Below are 16538 nucleotides of genomic sequence, written 5' to 3'. Positions count from 1 at the left end.
CCCATTCCCCGCCCACGCGCGGTAAATTTTGGGCCATGCCACGTGGACGCCATCGCCATTCCCCGCCCCTCCACAGGATTCTGCCGCCGTCGGCCGTGGCCGGGGCTGCCGCTCTGTGCGCCGCGGGTGCCTGGCTCCTCGCGGAACCCGTGGCGCTCCGCGGCCTGGTGGCTGTCACCGCGGCCGCCGCCGCCACCGGCGCCTATCTCATGCGCAGTTGGGACTCGGCGGCGGGCCGGCGGGTGGCGGAGCTGTTGCGCGCGCAGGCGAGCGAGGAGTGGAAGGCCGAGGAGCGAATAGCCGAACTCGAAGCCGATATCGACGAATCGCGCGAGATTCGCACCAGGCTCGACAGCAAATTGCGCGCCAAGCGGGTCGAACTCGCGAAGCTGCGCGGTGAGCACGCCGCGCTCCTGCGCCGGTACGCCACGGCGGAGACCGCGCGGGCCAGCGCGCTGGAGGGCCGGCGCCGGCTCGCCATCGAAGCGGCCCAGGAGCCCAAGGCGCTGCCCCGCGCGGGCAGTACGCCCAGCGCGGCGGTGTACTTCCGCGCCGCGCAGGCCCTGGCGGACCTGACCCGCAACGGCGTGGCGCAGCACACCGAACGGATCCTCGAAGAGGCCCGCCGGATCGAACTGGCGGAACGCGCGACCCGCGAGGCCGAGGCGGCGGCGGAGTGGGCGAAGCAGGCCGTGGCAGCCGAGGAGAAGGCCCGCGCCGAGAAGGCCGAGCGGGAGAAGGAAGCCAGGACGCGGCAGGCGGCGGAAGCGGCGGCAGCCGCCGAGCACACGAGCCCCTCGTCCAGGCTTCCGCTGAAGGCCCGGCCGACGGCGTCCCTGCCCGCCACCCGCCCCCACCCGGGCGCGTCGGCGATCGTCCCGTACAACCGGCGGCACCGGCTGCAACGGGGTCCCGAGGGAGGTTTCGACTTCTTCGGTACGCAGAAGGGCGGCCCGGCGGCGATCGAACCGCCCGCCGACGCGACACAGGACGGCCCCGCCGACCCGGCGGCCGTGGACACCGGGGCCGGACGGCCGGAGCCGGCACAACTGGAGCGGGCGCAGCGCGAGGATCTCGCCGATGTGGTCGGCGAGGAGGTTCTGGCCGTCCAGCGCAAGGCCGAGGACCGGGCGGTGGGCCAGGTCATCGACCTGACCGAGCACGACGAGACGGAGCCGCTGCCGCTGGGGCAACTGCGCAGCGCGATCGGTTCCTAGGCACCGCGTCTTCAGAGTCCCGCCGGGCCGCGCTACTTGTCGATGTCGCCGACGACGAAGAAGAGCGATCCGAGGATCGCCACCATGTCCGCGACCAGCGTGCCCGGCAGCAGCTCGGTCAGGGCCTGGATGTTGTTGAAGGACGCGGAGCGCAGCTTCAGCCGGTACGGAGTCTTCTCGCCCTTCGACACCAGGTAGTAGCCGTTGATGCCGAGCGGGTTCTCGGTCCAGGCGTACGTGTGGCCCTCGGGCGCCTTGAGGACCTTGGGAAGCCGCTGGTTGATCGGACCGGGCTCCAGGTCGGCGATGCGGTCCAGGCACGCGTCCGCGAGGTCGAGCGAGTTGTGGGTCTGGCCCAGCAGGCACTCGAAGCGGGCCAGGCAGTCGCCGTCCTCGCGGGTGACGACCTTGAGCGTGTCCTGGAGGTCGCCGTAGGCGAGATACGGCTCGTCGCGGCGCAGGTCGAAGTCGACGCCCGAGGCCCGCGCGATCGGCCCCGAAACCCCGTACGCGTGCACGGCCTTCGCCGAGAGGACGCCCACGCCCCGGGTCCGGCCCCGGAAGATCTCGTTGCCGAGGACCAGCTTGTCGTACACGTCCATCCGCGAACGGACCTCGGCGACCGCGTGCCTGGCGCGGGCCTGCCAGCCCGCGGGCAGATCCTCCTTGAGACCGCCGACCCGGTTGAACATGAAGTGCATCCGGCCGCCGGAGATCTCCTCCATGACGGCCTGAAGCTCCTCGCGCTCCCGGAAGGCGTGGAACACCGGGGTGATGCCGCCCAGTTCGAGGGGGTAGGAGCCGAGGAACATCAGATGGTTTAGCATCCGGTTCAGCTCGGCGAGCAGTGTGCGGGTCCAGACGGCGCGCTGCGGCACCTCCATGCCGAGCATGCGCTCGACGGCCATCACCACACCCAGCTCGTTGGAGAACGCCGACAGCCAGTCGTGGCGGTTGGCGAGCATGATGATCTGGCGGTAGTCGCGCGCCTCGAACAGCTTCTCGGCGCCGCGGTGCATGTAGCCGATGACCGGCTCGGCGGACCGAATCACCTCGCCGTCCAGTACCAGACGCAGTCGGAGCACACCGTGCGTGGAAGGGTGCTGGGGCCCGATGTTGAGCACCATGTCCGTGCTCTCGGCCGCGCCGCCGATGCCGACCGTCGTACGGGTGGTCTCCGTCATGGGGCCCAGTCTCTCAGAGCCGTACCGACGGGCCGCATCAGCCAGCCGAAGTCCCCGAGGCCGCCACGGGCGGTCAGTTCGGCGGCCTGGCCGGCGGTGGCGAGCGCGCTTATGTAGGAGGCGGGGTCAGTCGTGGCGAGGGAGAGCGGCGGGCGCTCACCGCTGACACCGAGGCGGTGCAGCGCCTCGCGCTGACTCAGTACGAAGGCCCCCGAATCGCCCCTCCCGCCCCCGTCGTCTGCGGCTGCCGCATCGCCCGCCGCCGCGCACGCGTCCAGCGCGACATGGGCGGTGATGTCGCAGCTCCCGTCCGGCACCGGGCGCACCTCGCGGCCGTCCCGGAACCCGGTCAGCGTCCCGAACAGCGGCCGGTCGCCCCGTACATGCGCGTAGTCGACGGCCACCGCCAGCCCCCGGTCCAGCGTCGCCACGGCGGCGGCCCACGCCTCGTCACGGGTGCGGCCGATCTCCGCCCGCGCGCCCGGCTCGGCCATCGGCCACCAACGGGTCAGCCACGCGGCGTCCGCGCCGTCGACCCGGGCGCCCGGGCGCTCCGTCCCGTCGGGGCCGACGAGGACGTGGCGCACCGTCCCGTCGGGCCCGGTCTCGGCGACGTCCACCGGCACGTTGTCCAGCCACTCGTTGGCGAACAGCAGCCCGCGCACACCGGCCGGCGGCCGGTCGGTCCACTCGACGCGCGGATCCAGTCCCGGCGGGCGCGCGGCCCGTTCGACGGCGTACGGCCTTACGGCCAGCCCGTCCGGTACGGCGGCCAGGACCCCCGTCAACAGCTCCCCGCGCCCCGCCCCGACGTCGACCAGCGCGACCTCGTCGGTGTCCAGCGCCTCGGCGGTCGCCACCAGCAGCCGCGCGACGGCCGACGCGAAGAGCGGGGAGGCGTGCACGGAGGTACGGAAGTGCCCCGCAGGACCCTCAGGGCGCCGGTAGAAGCCCTCCGGGCCGTACAGCGCGTCCTCCATGGCCGCGGCCCACCCACGCGGCTCCACGCCGCGCGGAGCCCCGTGGGGCTCGTCGCACTTACACGTCTCATCCGTCACAGGCCCAAGTCTCCACCTTGGGGAGTACGCGCCGACCGACCGGATCGGCCCTCCGGTTGACCCTTCTGCCTTTCCGGCTTCCCTACGCTGGGTTACGTGCAGCGTCTCTATGATTTTCTCCGCAGACACCCGACGGGCGTCGACAGCTTCTGGGCTGTGGTGCTCTTCGGGTGTTCCGTGCTGTGGGTGGGGGCGCAGAGGGACATCCGCGCCGAGCCGACCGTCGTGGCCCTCGTCGTCGTTCTGCTGCTGTCGCTGACCGTGGCGCTGCGCCGACGTGCCCCGGACAAGATGCTGCTGCTCACGGCCGTCCTGGGCGTGGTCCAGCTGCTGACCGACGTCAGCGTCAATCCGGCCGACTTCGCCATGCTGGCGCTCATCTACACGGTCGCCGCCCGCGGCGGCCCTCGTTGGGCCTCCCGGCTGGGGCTGATCGGCGGACTGGCCGCGGCGCCGCTGGCGACGCTGCGCTGGCCCACCACCGAGGCGGGCATCGGCGGGCAGATCTTTCTCACCGTCGTGCTCACCGTGCCCTTCCTGCTCGCCTGGGTGCTCGGCGACTCCATCCGTACCCGCCGCGCCTACTTCGCCCAGTTGGAGGAGCGCGCCACCCGGCTGGAGAAGGAGCGCGAGGCGCAGGCCAAGGTGGCCGTCGCCGCCGAGCGCGCCCGGATCGCCCGCGAACTGCACGACGTCGTCGCGCACAACGTGTCCGTGATGGTCGTCCAGGCCGACGGCGCCGCCTATGTCCTGGACACCGCGCCCGAGCAGGCCCGACAGGCCCTGGAGACCATCTCGGTCACCGGCCGGCAGGCGCTGGCGGAGATGCGTCGGCTGCTCGGTGTGCTGCGGACCGGGGACGTCAAGGAGAGCGGCGAGTACGTGCCGCAGCCCGACGTCCAGCAGATAGAGGACCTGGTCGAACAGGTGCGGTCGGCGGGGCTCACCGTGGACTTCAAGGTCGAGGGCACCCCCCGGTCGCTGCCGAGCGGGGTGGAACTCACCGCGTACCGGATCGTGCAGGAGGCCCTGACGAACAGCCGCAAACACGGCGGTCCCGATGTGGGAGCCAGCGTCCGTCTGGTCTACTTCGACGACGGGCTCGGACTCCTCGTCGAGGACGACGGGCGCGGCGCGGGCCACGAGCTGTACGTGGACGGTGGCGCGGACGGCCGGGGACACGGTCTCATCGGGATGCGCGAGCGCGTCGGCATGGTCGGTGGCACGCTCGACGCGGGCCCGCGACCGGGGGGCGGCTTCCGGATCAGCGCGCTGCTTCCGCTGAAGCCCGCGCACTGAGCCACGACCGCCGTCACGCCGCCCGCTCTTCCGCGACCGCCCGTCCCACCGACCGACCGCCCTGGACCGCCCGTCCCACCGACCGACCGCCCTAGACCGCCCGTCCCACCGACCGACCGCCCTGCACCGTCCGCCCCACCGACCGACCGCCCCGCCGAAGGAGATGGAACCCGCCGATGTCGATCCGCGTGATGCTCGTCGACGACCAGATGCTGTTGCGCACCGGCTTTCGCATGGTGCTGGCCGCCCAGCCGGACATGGAGGTCGTCGCCGAGGCGGGCGACGGAGCGGAGGCGATCGAGAATCTGCGCGGTACCGCCGTGGACGTCGTCCTGATGGACGTCCGCATGCCACGGCTGGACGGTGTGGAGGCGACCCGCCGCATCTGCGCGGAGCCCGACCCGCCCAAGGTGCTCATCCTGACCACGTTCGACCTCGACGAGTACGCCTTCTCGGGGCTCAAGGCGGGCGCCAGCGGCTTCATGCTCAAGGATGTGCCGCCGTCCGAACTGCTGACCGCGATCCGCGCCGTGCACAGCGGTGACGCGGTCGTCGCGCCGTCCACGACACGGCGGCTGCTCGACCGCTTCTCGGCCATGCTGCCGAGCGCCCGGCAGGACAGCGCGGCCAGCGGCGCCCTGGAGCGGCTGACCGGCCGCGAGCGCGAAGTCATGCTGCTGGTCGCCCAGGGCCTGTCGAACGGCGAGATCGCCGCCCGGCTGGTGCTCTCCGAGGCGACCGTGAAGACGCATGTCGGCCGCATCCTCACCAAGCTCGGACTGCGCGACCGGGTGCAGGTCGTGGTGCTCGCCTACGAGTCGGGGCTGGTACGCGCCGGGGGCGGAGCCCACTGATGCTGCTCTGGATCAATGGACCCTTCGGCGGCGGGAAGACGCAGACCGCACACGAGATCGCGCGGCGGCTGCCGGGCAGCGTCGTCTGCGACCCCGAGCATGTCGGGTTCGGGCTGCACCGCATGACGCCCGCCGGACTGCGCGGCGACTTCCAGGATCTGCCCGTCTGGCGGCAAGGGGTGCACGACGTGCTCGACCTGACCCTGCGGAAGCACGACGGCACGGTGGTCGCCCCCATGACGCTCGTCGACGACGGCTACTTCAAGGAGATCGTCGGCCGGCTGCGCGAAGAGGGGCACGACGTACGCCACTTCGCGCTGCTCGCCGAGCGGGAGACCGTACTCAAGAGGCTCGCCGAACGCGGACTCGGGCGGGGGCTCAAGTGGGAGAGTTTCGCCGTCGCCAAGCTGGACCACTGTCTGGAGAGGCTGTCCCGGCCGGAGTTCGGCGAGCACATCCGTACCGACGAAGTATCGGTCCCCCAGGTCGCCGACACCGTCGCCGCGTCGGCCGGGCTGCGGCTTACGCCGAACACCGACAGCGCGCTCCGCCACCGGCTGCGGCGCACCTGGACCGGTGTCAAGCACATCCGCCTCGGCTGAGGCCGCATCCGGAACCGGGCGTCAGCGCAGCACGCCCTCCAGGAAGTCGCTGCCGAGCCGGGCCACGATCGTCACGTCCAGCTGATGCAGCACATAGCGTCCCCGGCGGCGGGTCGTCAGCAGCCCGGCCTTGCGCATCACGGACAGATGCCGGGACACCTCCGGTGCCGTGATCCCGTACGTGTCGGCCAGCTCGCCCGTCGTGTACGAGCCCCGCGCGAGACTGCGGCAGAGCCTCATCCGCATGGGGTGCGCGACCGCCTCCATCCGCAGCTTGACCACCTCTACTGAGGGCGCGCCGCCCGACGGCTCCGGGCTGTCCACCGGGTACTGCACGACGGGCTGCCAGCCGGGCGCGTGCAGCGCGAGCAGATGCGGCCAGCCGAAGGCGGTCGGCAGGAAGGTCAGGCCCGATCCGGCGGCGCTCGTGCGGCCCGAAGTGAGCTTGTCCACGACGACGGCGGTGACCGGCCCCGTCTCCTGAAGGCTCACGGCGGACGAGACGCCGGCGACGGCCTCCGCGAGGCCCTTGCGGCGCAGCAGCTCGGTCTTGTGCCGGGCGTCGGCGGCCAGTTGGACCCGGACGCGCCGCCAGGTGTCGGCGAAGAACGCCTCGTCGCAGTCCTCCAGGAGCCGCCGTATCCACGCCCGGACGGCGGGCGGGTCGGACAGCATGCGCCGGATGAACGCGGACTGGCGCGGCCCGCGCGCCGCCGCCAGGTCCAGCACGCGCCGCCGCGTCCCGGCGTCCACCAGCGGGGACGGCGTGCCCGTGGCGTACTGACTGGCGCAGGAGATCTCCAGCGCCGCCGCCACGTACTGCTCGTCCGGCATCGTGTCGAGGTCGTCCAGCTCCTCGGCCAGCGTCTCGCGGGGACGGGCGGGCAGCAGGATGTCGGAGCGGGTGGAGCGCCACAGGAAATCCGCCTCGTGCAGCCGGTCGGCCAGCTCGGGTTTCAGACCGGCGGACGTGGACGTGACCCAGCCGTGGAGCCTGGCGTGGTGGCCGGGCTCGGACAGCGCGTGCAGGGCGGCACCCAGCTCCGCGAGCGGGGACGGTCCGAAGACGATTCGCTCGTGGGGCAGCCCGGTGATGTCGATGGTCACGCTCATGCCTCTATGCTGCACGCCCCCACTGACAACGCGGCGGACGATTGACGGCACCGGTCAATCGGCGGGCGCGGCGTCGCGCCCGCCGACGCGCCCGTTCTCCGACTTCACGCGCGCCATGAATTCCCGTACGGCTAGCCGGACATCGTCCGCCGTCCACTCCAGCCCGGCCGACCCCACCGTCACCTCCGTCATCGCCACCCCCGGCGGACCCGCGCCCGACTCGAACCAGCGGCGGAACAGCGTCACACCACTCTCCTCGGCCTGCCGCACCGCCGCCTCGTTCAGCACCCCCGCGTCGTACGGAAGCCAGACCTGGAACTGGTGCGTGTGCGGTCGCCGGGGATGTACGCGGAACCAGGGCGCCGCCGGCGGCTCCGCCCGCGCGCCCGGCACCGTTTCCGTTTCCGTTTCCGCGAAACCCTCCGCCAGCGCCGCCGCGACCACGCGTGCGTGCGCCACGTACGAGGGCAGCCTCGGCAGCTCCCGTTCGAGCCCCAGCAGCGCGGACAGCGCCGCCGGATACTGCTGGAAAAGCTGCCCTCCGTACCGATGCCGCCACACCCGCGCTTCCTCGACCACCGCCGAAGGCCCCACGAGCATCGCCCCGGACATCCCGTCCAGGGACTTGTAGAGGGACACGTACACGCTGTCCGCGAGCCCCGCGATCTCCTCCAGCGGCCGGCCGAAGTGCGTCACGCACTCCCACAGCCGCGCGCCGTCGAAGTGCACCACCGCGTCGCGCTCGCGGGCCGCCGCCACCACAGCGACGAGTTCGTCCCACGTCGGCAGCACGAACCCCGCGTCGCGCAGCGGCAGTTCCAGCATCAGCGTGCCGAACGGCTCGTCCGAGGCGTGGATCTCCGCCGCCGTCGGCAGCCGGGGCGCGGCCGTCGGGTGAACCGTACGCAGGCCACTGACGACGGACAGGGCGCCACCCTCGTGCACCTCCGGGTGCGCCAGCGGATGCAGCGCCACGGTCGCGTTCCCGGTCCGCCCCGCCCAGCACCGCAGCGCCACCTGCTGCGCCATGGTCCCGGTCGGGAAGAACGCGGCGGCCGGGAAGCCGAGCAGGGCCGCGACCCGGCCCTCCAGTTCGGCGACGACCCCGCCGCCGTACACGTCCGTCCATTCGTCCAGGTCGTAGACGGACGACGCGTCGTCCGTCAGCGCGGCCAGCCGCTCACCGACGGGCCGGTCGGCGGAACTTCGCCACAGGGTCCGTCCGGAGGTCCGCCAGGCGGCCAGCCGCCGTCGCCGTTCGTCCTGTTCGCTCGTGTCTTCCATGGGGCGATCATCGTCCACGGCGGGTGGCCGGCCCAGTGCTTTCGCCGGGGCCGCCCACAGCCTGTGGACAGTCGGGGAATGCCACGAAACGCTGGCGTAGCATGGCGAGAAATCGTCCGGTACCCGTCGCGGACTGGAACGGAAGGCCCCGCCGCGTGAACGCATCAGCAGTTCCCACCGATCCTCGTGACCCCCGGGACAGGCCCGCCCGGCTCACGGTCGGAGTCGTCGGCTCCGGCCGTGTCGGGCCGGCGCTGGCCGCCGCTCTCCAGTTCGCCGGCCACCGCCCGGTCGCCGCGTCGGGTGTCTCCGACGCCTCCAAGCGGAGGGCGGCCGTCCTGCTCCCCGACGTGCCCCTCGTGACGCCCGCCGAAGTGCTCGCCCGCGCCGAACTGGTGCTGCTGACCGTCCCGGACGACGCGCTGCCCGCCCTGGTCGAAGGGCTCGCCGAGACCGGAGCCGTACGCCCGGGGCAGCTGCTGGTCCACACCTCGGGGCGGTACGGCACGAAGGTGCTGGCGCCCGCCCTGCACGCGGGCGCGCTGCCGCTCGCGCTGCACCCCGCGATGACGTTCACGGGCACCTCCGTGGACGTCCAGCGGCTGGCCGGCTGCTCCTTCGGGGTCACGGCCCCCGAGGAACTGCGGCTCGCCGCCGAGGCGTTGGTCATCGAGATGGGCGGCGAGCCCGAGTGGATCGAGGAGGACGCCCGCCCGCTCTACCACGCGGCCCTGGCGCTCGGTGCGAACCACCTGGTCACACTGGTCGCCCAGTCGATGGAGCTGCTGAGCAAGGCGGGGGTCGAGGCTCCCGACAGGATGCTCGGCCCGCTCCTCGGCGCGGCCCTCGACAACGCGCTGCGCTCCGGCGACGCCGCGCTCACCGGACCCGTGGCGCGCGGCGACGCGGGCACCGTCGCCGCACACGTCGCCGAGCTGCGCGAGCACGCGCCCGCCGCCGTGCCGGGCTATCTGGCGATGGCCCGGACGACGGCCGACCGGGCGCTCGCCCACGGCATGCTCAAGCCGGGACCGGCCGAGGAGCTGCTGGACGTCCTCGCCGAAGGCGACCACCAGCGGGGGAGCGGCCGATGAGCCTCGAACTGGCCTCCACACGTGCGGAGCTGGACCGGTTGCCGGCCCGGCACCGCGACGCGCGGGCGGCCGTCCGACAGCAGGCACCGGACGGCCCCGGGCCGGACGGACCCGAGCCCGTAACGGCCGCCCGTACCGCCGTCGTCATGACGATGGGCGCCCTCCACGACGGCCACGCCGCGCTCGTGCGCGCCGCCCGCGCGCACGTCGGCCCGGCCGGCTCCGTCGTCGTCACCGTCTTCGTCAACCCGCTCCAGTTCGGCGCGGGCGAAGACCTCGACCGCTACCCCCGGACCCTCGAATCGGACCTGAAGACGGCCGAGGCGGCGGGCGCCGACGCCGTGTTCGCACCGTCCGCCGAGGAGGTGTACCCGGGCGGCACGCCCCAGGTACGGATCTCCGCCGGCCCCATGGGGGAGCGCCTCGAAGGCGCCGCGCGGCCCGGACACTTCGACGGCATGCTCACCGTCGTCGCGAAACTGCTGCACCTCACCCGTCCCGACGTCGCCTTCTACGGACAGAAGGACGCCCAGCAGCTCGCGCTGATCCGGCGGATGGCCCGCGATCTGAACTTCCCGGTCGAGATCGTCGGCGTGCCGACGGTCCGGGAGGACGACGGCCTCGCGCTCTCCAGCCGCAACCGCTTCCTCTCCGCCACCGAGCGCCGCACGGCGCTCGCGCTCTCCCGCGCGCTCTTCGCCGCGCGGGACCGTCTCGGCGCCCAGCACGCGCTGGGCGCCCGCGCGGAGTCCGCGCCCACGTCCGACGCCCGTGCCGCCGCCCTCTCCGCGCTCGGCGAGGCCCGTGCCGCCGCCGACGCCCACGCGGTGGCGCACGCCGCCTCCCGTACGCCGCAGGCGCGGGGCTGGGGCGCGCACGCCGTACGGTCGGCGGCCCGCGTCGTCCTCGACCAGGCGGTCCGGGACAGCCCGTCCTTCACGCTCGACTACCTGGCCCTCGTGGACCCGGCCGACTTCACCGAGGTCCCCGACGACCACACCGGCGAGGCCGTCCTCGCGGTGGCCGCGCGGGTCGGCCGGACGCGGCTGATCGACAACATCCCCCTGACGTTCGGAGCCTCCCAGTGACCGCCGAGTCCATACGGGAGCCGGGGCCCGGCCTGCCGGCCGGCATCCAGCTCACCGCGCCCGTGCCCGGCTGGTCCATCGACGCCGACGTGGTCGTGGTCGGCTCCGGCGTCGCCGGACTCACCACGGCGCTGCGCTGCACGGTGGCGGGGCTCAGGACGGTCGTCGTCACCAAGGCCCGCCTCGACGACGGCTCCACCCGCTGGGCACAGGGCGGCATCGCCGCCGCCCTCGGCGAGGGCGACACCCCCGAGCAGCACCTGAGCGACACCCTCGTCGCGGGCGTGGGCCTCTGCGACGAGGAGGCCGTACGCACCCTGGTCACCGATGGGCCCGACGCCGTACGCCGCCTGATCGGGACCGGCGCGCGGTTCGACACGTCGGAGGCGGGTGATCTCCAGCTGACGCGCGAGGGCGGCCATCACCGCCGCCGTATCGCCCACGCGGGGGGCGACGCGACCGGCGCGGAGGTCTCCCGCGCCCTGGTGGACGCGGTGCGCGACGCCTCCCTGCGTACGGTCGAGAACGCGCTGGTCCTCGACCTCCTTACGGATGAGCAGGGCAACACCTCCGGCGTCACCCTCCATGTGATGGGCGAGGGCCAGCACGACGGCGTCGGGGCCGTCCGCGCGTCCGCCGTCGTCCTGGCCACCGGCGGCATGGGCCAGGTCTTCTCGGCGACGACCAACCCCGCCGTCTCGACCGGCGACGGCGTGGCCCTCGCGCTGCGCGCCGGCGCGGAGGTCTCCGACCTCGAATTCGTGCAGTTCCACCCGACGGTGCTCTTCCTCGGCGCCGGATCCGAGGGCCAGCAGCCGCTGGTGTCCGAGGCGGTACGGGGCGAGGGCGCGCATCTCGTGGACGCCGACGGGGTCCGCTTCATGCTCGACCAGCACGAACTGGCCGAGCTGGCACCCCGCGACATCGTCGCCAAGGGCATTACGCGCCGCATGCTGGAGCAGGGCGCCGAACACATGTATCTGGACGCCAGGCACTTCGGCGCCCGGATGTGGGCGACCCGCTTCCCCACGATCCTGGCCGCCTGCCGGTCGCACGGCATCGACCCGGTCACCGAACCGATCCCGGTCGCGCCCGCCGCGCACTACGCGTCCGGCGGCGTCGTGACGGACCTGCGCGGCCGGACGACCGTGCCGGGCCTGTACGCGTGCGGCGAGGTGGCCTGCACGGGCGTGCACGGCGCGAACCGGCTGGCCTCCAACTCCCTCCTGGAGGGACTGGTGTTCGCCGAGCGCATCGCGGCCGACATCGCCACCGTCGCCACCGTCGCGGCGGCCCCCCGCCCCGTGCCGCCCGCCGTACGAAAGGCCACGACCCGCGCCCGCGAGAGCACCCTCCTGCCGCTCATCGCGCCCGAGGCACGCCTTACGATCCAGCGGATCATGTCCGAGGGCGCGGGGGTCCTCAGGTCCGCCGCGAGCCTGGGCGTGGCCGCCGAAGCCCTGGAGGCCGTGTATCAGGACGCCCTGCGCCCCGCGGACCCCGGCAAACCCGCTCAGCCGGGCGTCGAGTCGTGGGAGACCTCCAACCTCCTGTGCGTCGCCCGTGTCCTCGTGGCCGCCGCCCTGGCCCGCGAGGAGACCCGAGGCTGCCACTGGCGCGACGACTTCCCCGAGCGCGACGACGCCGACTGGCGCCGTCACCTCGTCGTACGCCTCGGTACGGGCCGCACCCTGGAGCTGAGCCGCACCGACACCTCCGCATTTCCCGCCGTACAGCCCGTAGATCCCCCCGCCCCCAGGGAGCCGTCACCGTGAGCACGCCCGAAGACAGTCCGCGCCCAGAGGCCGTGGACGTACCGCTCATCCAGATCGGCGCGCCGGCCCCGGCCGCCGGGGGCTGCGGCGACGGCTGCGGCTGTTCCGACGGCGAGGACTCCGTGGAGTGCGGTCTCGACCCCGCGCTCGCCGCGCTGCTGGCCGACGCCGGACTCGACCCGGTCCAGGTCGAGGACATCGCCCACGTCGCCATCGGTGAGGATCTCGACCACGGCGTGGACGTGACGAGCGTCGCGACCGTCCCCGCCGACGCCGTCGCCACCGGCGACTTCACGGCCCGCCGAGGCGGCACGGTCGCCGGACTGCGCGTCGCCGAGGCCGTCCTCTCCCTCGTCTGTACGGAGGACTTCGAGGTCGAGCGGCACGTCGAGGACGGCGACCGCGTCGAGGCCGGTCAGAAGCTCCTCAGCGTCACCACCCGCACCCGCGACCTGCTCACCGGCGAGCGCAGCGCGCTCAACCTCCTGTGCCGGCTCTCCGGCATCGCGACCGCCACGCGTGCGTGGGCCGACGCGCTCGAAGGCACCGGCGCGAAGGTCCGCGACACCCGCAAGACGACGCCCGGTCTGCGCGCCCTGGAGAAGTACGCGGTGCGCTGCGGCGGCGGCGTCAACCACCGGATGTCGCTCTCCGACGCCGCGCTCGTCAAGGACAACCACGTGGTGGCGGCCGGCGGGGTCGCGGAGGCGTTCAAGGCAGTCCGGGACCAGTTCCCCGACCTGGCGATCGAGGTGGAGACCGACACGCTCCAGCAGGTCCGCGAGGTGCTCGACGCGGGCGCCGACCTGATCCTGCTGGACAACTTCACCCCGGCCGAGACCGCGGAGGCCGTCGCTCTCGTGGCCGGCCGGGCCCTGCTGGAATCGTCCGGCACGCTGGTCCTTCGGAACGCCCGCGCGTACGCGGAGACCGGCGTCGACTACCTGGCCGTCGGCGCCCTCACGCACTCCGCCCCGATCCTCGACATCGGCCTCGACCTGCGTGCGGCGGGTGTCTGATGCTGCTCACCATCGACGTCGGCAACACCCACACCGTCCTCGGCCTGTTCGACGGCGAGGAGATCGTCGAGCACTGGCGCGTGTCCACCGACGCGCGTCGTACGGCCGACGAACTGGCCGTCCTCCTTCAGGGGCTGATGGGGATGCATCCGCTGCTCGGCGACGAGCTGGGCGACGGCATCGAGGGCATCGCGATCTGCTCCACGGTCCCCTCCGTCCTGCACGAACTGCGCGAGGTGACCCGCCGCTACTACGGGGACGTGCCCGCCGTCCTGGTCGAACCCGGCATCAAGACCGGCGTCCCGATCCTGGTGGACAACCCCAAGGAGGTCGGCGCCGACCGGATCATCAACTCGGTCGCCGCCGTCGAGCTGTACGGCGGCCCCGCGGTCGTCGTGGACTTCGGCACGGCCACGACGTTCGACGCGGTCAGCGCGCGCGGGGAGTACACGGGCGGGGTCATCGCGCCCGGCATCGAGATCTCCGTCGAGGCGCTCGGCATCAAGGGCGCCCAGCTGCGCAAGATCGAGCTGGCGCGACCGCGCAGCGTCATCGGCAAGAACACGGTCGAGGCGATGCAGTCGGGCATCGTGTACGGCTTCGCCGGCCAGGTCGACGGGGTCGTGACACGGATGGCGCGCGAGCTGGCCGACGACCCGGGCGAGGTGACGGTGATCGCGACGGGCGGTCTGGCGCCGATCATCCTCGGCGAGTCGTCGGTGATCGACGAGCACGAGCCGTGGCTGACGCTGATCGGGCTGCGGCTGGTGTACGAGCGGAACGTGTCGCGCATGTAGGCGCCGGGTCGGACAGGCCCGTGCCCGACCGGCAGGCCCCGGCCCCCAGCACCCGGCCCCCGATCGCCGGACGGCCCGGAAAGGGGCCGTCCGGCGGCGCCCGGTACCGCGGCCGCTGCCGACGGATCCGCGGCGGATCCCGCCGCGCCGCAGCTGTCGTGTTTAGACGATTTTGTGCGATTCGTGAGTATCGTCACCCCATGCCCACGCCCTACGGATCCCGCGGCGGCATGGCGTTCGGCGCAGACGAGCTGCGAGTGCTCCGAGGCGCCCTCGCCGTCGCCCTCCACCCCGCTCCCCTCCCCGACGAGGACGTCCAGGCCTGCCTGCGCCTCGCCGAGTCCGTGGACGAGGCGGTCCGCGAGGCCGGCCGGCTGCGCGCGTTCCTCCTCGCCGACCTCGCCCGCTACCGCGCCGCGCTTCCCGGCTCGGCCGCCGGATATCTGGAGCTGCTCCAGGACGCCCTGGCCGCCGGGTACGACCCCCGCCCGGAGGACCTCATGGCTCTGCGCACGCTGCGCCCCGCACCCGTCGCCACCGCGCTGCTCGACCGCTGTCAGCGGATCGCGGAGAACTCCGTACGGGCCCGGCTCGCCGGCCGTTCGCCCGCCGCACCCGCGCCCCGTACCCGGCTGCTGGCCCTCCAGGGGGGCCGCGCCGCCGCCGACCCGGAGCAGCCGAATGAGGAGCCCGGGAAGGCGCCGGGAAAGGCGCCGGGAAAGGCACCCGCCCCGCCCCGCCGCCCGGCGGCCCCCGGGCACCCCGCCACCGAGCGCCCGATGCCCAAGCCGTCCGAAGTCTTTCCGCCGCGCCGTAAGCCCGCGCCCCCGGCGGAGCGGCGGGCCGCCGGATAGCTACTCTGGTGCCATGGACTACGTATCCGCACTCCTGCCTCCCGTGGTGATGGCCGCCTTCTTCATCGCCCTGGTCGTGACGATCGTCAAGAGTCAGGGCGGGGACAACAAGGCGAAGGAGGACGCGGCCGTGGACGCGGCGATCGCCCGCGCCGAGGCCGTGGAGCAGCCGGGCAGCCCGTCCGGCGCCTGACGGCACCGCGCGGTAGATCAGGACGTACGACTTCCGCCAGGTCGTACGTCCTTTTTGTATCGTCAATATCCGGCTATTCGGACATCTCGCACTAGGGTGGCGATGTGCCCCGCCAATTGGGAGACCTGGAAGACGCCGTCATGAGCCGCGTCTGGCAATGGAACCGTCCGGTCACCGTCCGGGAAGTCCTCGAAGACCTTCAGCGGGAACGGTCCATCGCCTACACGACCGTCATGACCGTAATGGACAATCTCCATCAGAAGGGCTGGGTGCGCAGGGAAGTCGACGGCCGCGCCTATCGATATACGGCGGTCTCCACCCGGGCCGCCTACGCGGCGGCGCTGATGAACGAAGCCTGGTCGAAGAGTGACAACCCGGCGGCCGCTCTTGTCGCCTTCTTCGGGATGATGTCGCCGACGCAGCGCGACGCCCTGGAGGACGCGGTCCGTATGGTGCGCAGCGACCGGCCGGAAGTCACTCCCGAAGCCGTCCCGCCCGAAGCTGTCCCGCCCGAGGGCGCCGACCGAGAGCATCCCGCAGGACGATAGCGTCCAGTCATGTCCTCTGAAGTTCCGAAAACCGCGGCGAATGCCATCACCGTCCGGCGGGCCAGGACGAGCGATGTGTCAGCGGTCCGTCGTCTCGTCGACCCGTACGTGAGTGAAGGCATCCTGCTCGACAAAGCGACGGTGACTCTTTACGAGGACATCCAGGAGTTCTGGGTCGCCGAACGCGACGACGACTCGACGGTCGTCGGATGCGGCGCACTCCACGTCATGTGGGAAGACCTCGCCGAAGTGCGCACACTCGCGGTGGATCCACGGTTCCGGGGGGATGGCGTCGGGCGTCATGTGCTCGACAAGTTGTTGCAGACCGCCCGGTGGCTCGGTGTGCGGCGCGTATTCTGTCTCACCTTCGAAGTCGACTTCTTCATCAAGCACGGCTTCGTGGAGATCGGTGAGACTCCTGTCGACGGAGATGTCTACAGCGAGCTGCTGCGTTCCTATGACGAGGGTGTGGCCGAGTTCCTCGGTCTCGAACGGGTGAAGCCGAACACCTTGGGTAACAGCCGGATGCTTCTGCACCTGTGAGCGGCGGAAGAACCCG

Annotated in this window: 17 protein-coding genes; 13 read left to right on the top strand and 4 right to left on the bottom strand. The window is 72.7% G+C overall.

Going from position 1 to position 16538, the window contains the following annotated elements; all coding sequences use genetic code 11:
- Positions 1 to 35: 35 nt before the first annotated feature.
- Positions 36 to 1217 (top strand): hypothetical protein, encoded by a 1182-nt coding sequence (locus OG700_RS16260; protein WP_405614135.1) that lies wholly within the window; start codon positions 36 to 38, stop codon positions 1215 to 1217.
- A gap of 32 nt (positions 1218 to 1249) precedes the next feature.
- Here the strand turns inward: OG700_RS16260 and OG700_RS16255 are convergent, their stop codons facing one another.
- Both OG700_RS16255 and OG700_RS16250 read right to left on the bottom strand, forming a co-directional pair.
- The gene (locus tag OG700_RS16255; RefSeq protein ID WP_405614133.1) at positions 1250 to 2401 is read right to left on the bottom strand and encodes an NADH-quinone oxidoreductase subunit D; all 1152 of its coding nucleotides are present in this window, start codon (positions 2399 to 2401) and stop codon (positions 1250 to 1252) included.
- Positions 2398 to 3381, bottom strand: a complete 984-nt coding sequence (locus OG700_RS16250; RefSeq protein ID WP_405621747.1) for an SAM-dependent methyltransferase — start codon at positions 3379 to 3381, stop codon at positions 2398 to 2400. The genes OG700_RS16255 and OG700_RS16250 overlap by 4 nt, the downstream gene beginning before the upstream one ends.
- Positions 3382 to 3555: 174 nt before the next feature.
- Between OG700_RS16250 and OG700_RS16245 the strand changes: the two genes are divergently transcribed.
- From OG700_RS16245 to OG700_RS16235, 3 genes are all read left to right on the top strand, one after another.
- Positions 3556 to 4758, top strand: coding sequence for a sensor histidine kinase (locus tag OG700_RS16245; protein ID WP_405614131.1), 1203 nt, complete (start codon positions 3556 to 3558; stop codon positions 4756 to 4758).
- Positions 4759 to 4934: 176 nt separating this feature from the next.
- Complete coding sequence (locus OG700_RS16240) at positions 4935 to 5612, top strand: response regulator (protein ID WP_405614129.1); 678 nt, start codon at positions 4935 to 4937, stop codon at positions 5610 to 5612.
- Entirely contained in the window at positions 5612 to 6214 is a 603-nt protein-coding gene (locus OG700_RS16235) for an AAA family ATPase (RefSeq protein ID WP_405614127.1), read from the top strand. The genes OG700_RS16240 and OG700_RS16235 overlap by 1 nt, the downstream gene beginning before the upstream one ends.
- A 21-nt stretch (positions 6215 to 6235) precedes the next feature.
- Here the strand turns inward: OG700_RS16235 and OG700_RS16230 are convergent, their stop codons facing one another.
- Positions 6236 to 7327: a DUF5937 family protein gene (locus OG700_RS16230; RefSeq protein WP_405614126.1), complete on the bottom strand. Its 1092-nt coding sequence runs from the start codon at positions 7325 to 7327 to the stop codon at positions 6236 to 6238.
- A 54-nt stretch (positions 7328 to 7381) separates the two neighbouring features.
- On the bottom strand, positions 7382 to 8611 hold the full coding sequence (locus tag OG700_RS16225; RefSeq protein ID WP_405614124.1) for a threonine aldolase family protein: 1230 nt from the start codon (positions 8609 to 8611) through the stop codon (positions 7382 to 7384).
- A 155-nt stretch (positions 8612 to 8766) separates the two neighbouring features.
- Between OG700_RS16225 and OG700_RS16220 the strand changes: the two genes are divergently transcribed.
- The 9 genes from OG700_RS16220 to OG700_RS16180 all read left to right on the top strand — a co-directional run bounded on the left by OG700_RS16220 (position 8767) and on the right by OG700_RS16180 (position 16522).
- Positions 8767 to 9705, top strand: coding sequence for a Rossmann-like and DUF2520 domain-containing protein (locus tag OG700_RS16220; protein ID WP_405614122.1), 939 nt, complete (start codon positions 8767 to 8769; stop codon positions 9703 to 9705).
- Entirely contained in the window at positions 9702 to 10793 is a 1092-nt protein-coding gene (panC, locus tag OG700_RS16215) for a pantoate--beta-alanine ligase (protein WP_405614120.1), read from the top strand. The genes OG700_RS16220 and panC overlap by 4 nt, the downstream gene beginning before the upstream one ends.
- On the top strand, positions 10790 to 12568 hold the full coding sequence (locus tag OG700_RS16210; protein ID WP_405614118.1) for an L-aspartate oxidase: 1779 nt from the start codon (positions 10790 to 10792) through the stop codon (positions 12566 to 12568). The genes panC and OG700_RS16210 overlap by 4 nt, the downstream gene beginning before the upstream one ends.
- Complete coding sequence (nadC, locus tag OG700_RS16205; RefSeq protein WP_405614116.1) at positions 12565 to 13587, top strand: carboxylating nicotinate-nucleotide diphosphorylase; 1023 nt, start codon at positions 12565 to 12567, stop codon at positions 13585 to 13587. The genes OG700_RS16210 and nadC overlap by 4 nt, the downstream gene beginning before the upstream one ends.
- Positions 13587 to 14384 (top strand): type III pantothenate kinase, encoded by a 798-nt coding sequence (locus OG700_RS16200; protein WP_405614114.1) that lies wholly within the window; start codon positions 13587 to 13589, stop codon positions 14382 to 14384. The genes nadC and OG700_RS16200 overlap by 1 nt, the downstream gene beginning before the upstream one ends.
- A gap of 230 nt (positions 14385 to 14614) precedes the next feature.
- Complete coding sequence (locus OG700_RS16195) at positions 14615 to 15238, top strand: hypothetical protein (RefSeq protein WP_405621745.1); 624 nt, start codon at positions 14615 to 14617, stop codon at positions 15236 to 15238.
- Positions 15239 to 15251: 13 nt separating this feature from the next.
- Positions 15252 to 15431, top strand: coding sequence for a hypothetical protein (locus tag OG700_RS16190; RefSeq protein ID WP_405614112.1), 180 nt, complete (start codon positions 15252 to 15254; stop codon positions 15429 to 15431).
- Positions 15432 to 15535: 104 nt separating this feature from the next.
- Entirely contained in the window at positions 15536 to 15979 is a 444-nt protein-coding gene (locus OG700_RS16185) for a BlaI/MecI/CopY family transcriptional regulator (RefSeq protein WP_405614110.1), read from the top strand.
- A 9-nt stretch (positions 15980 to 15988) separates the two neighbouring features.
- Positions 15989 to 16522: an amino-acid N-acetyltransferase gene (locus OG700_RS16180; protein ID WP_405614108.1), complete on the top strand. Its 534-nt coding sequence runs from the start codon at positions 15989 to 15991 to the stop codon at positions 16520 to 16522.
- Positions 16523 to 16538 lie beyond the last annotated feature (16 nt).

Source organism: Streptomyces sp. NBC_01508 (assembly GCF_045040315.1).
Taxonomy (GTDB): Bacteria; Actinomycetota; Actinomycetes; order Streptomycetales; family Streptomycetaceae; genus Streptomyces.
This window is presented reverse-complemented; position numbering and strand designations above follow the sequence as displayed.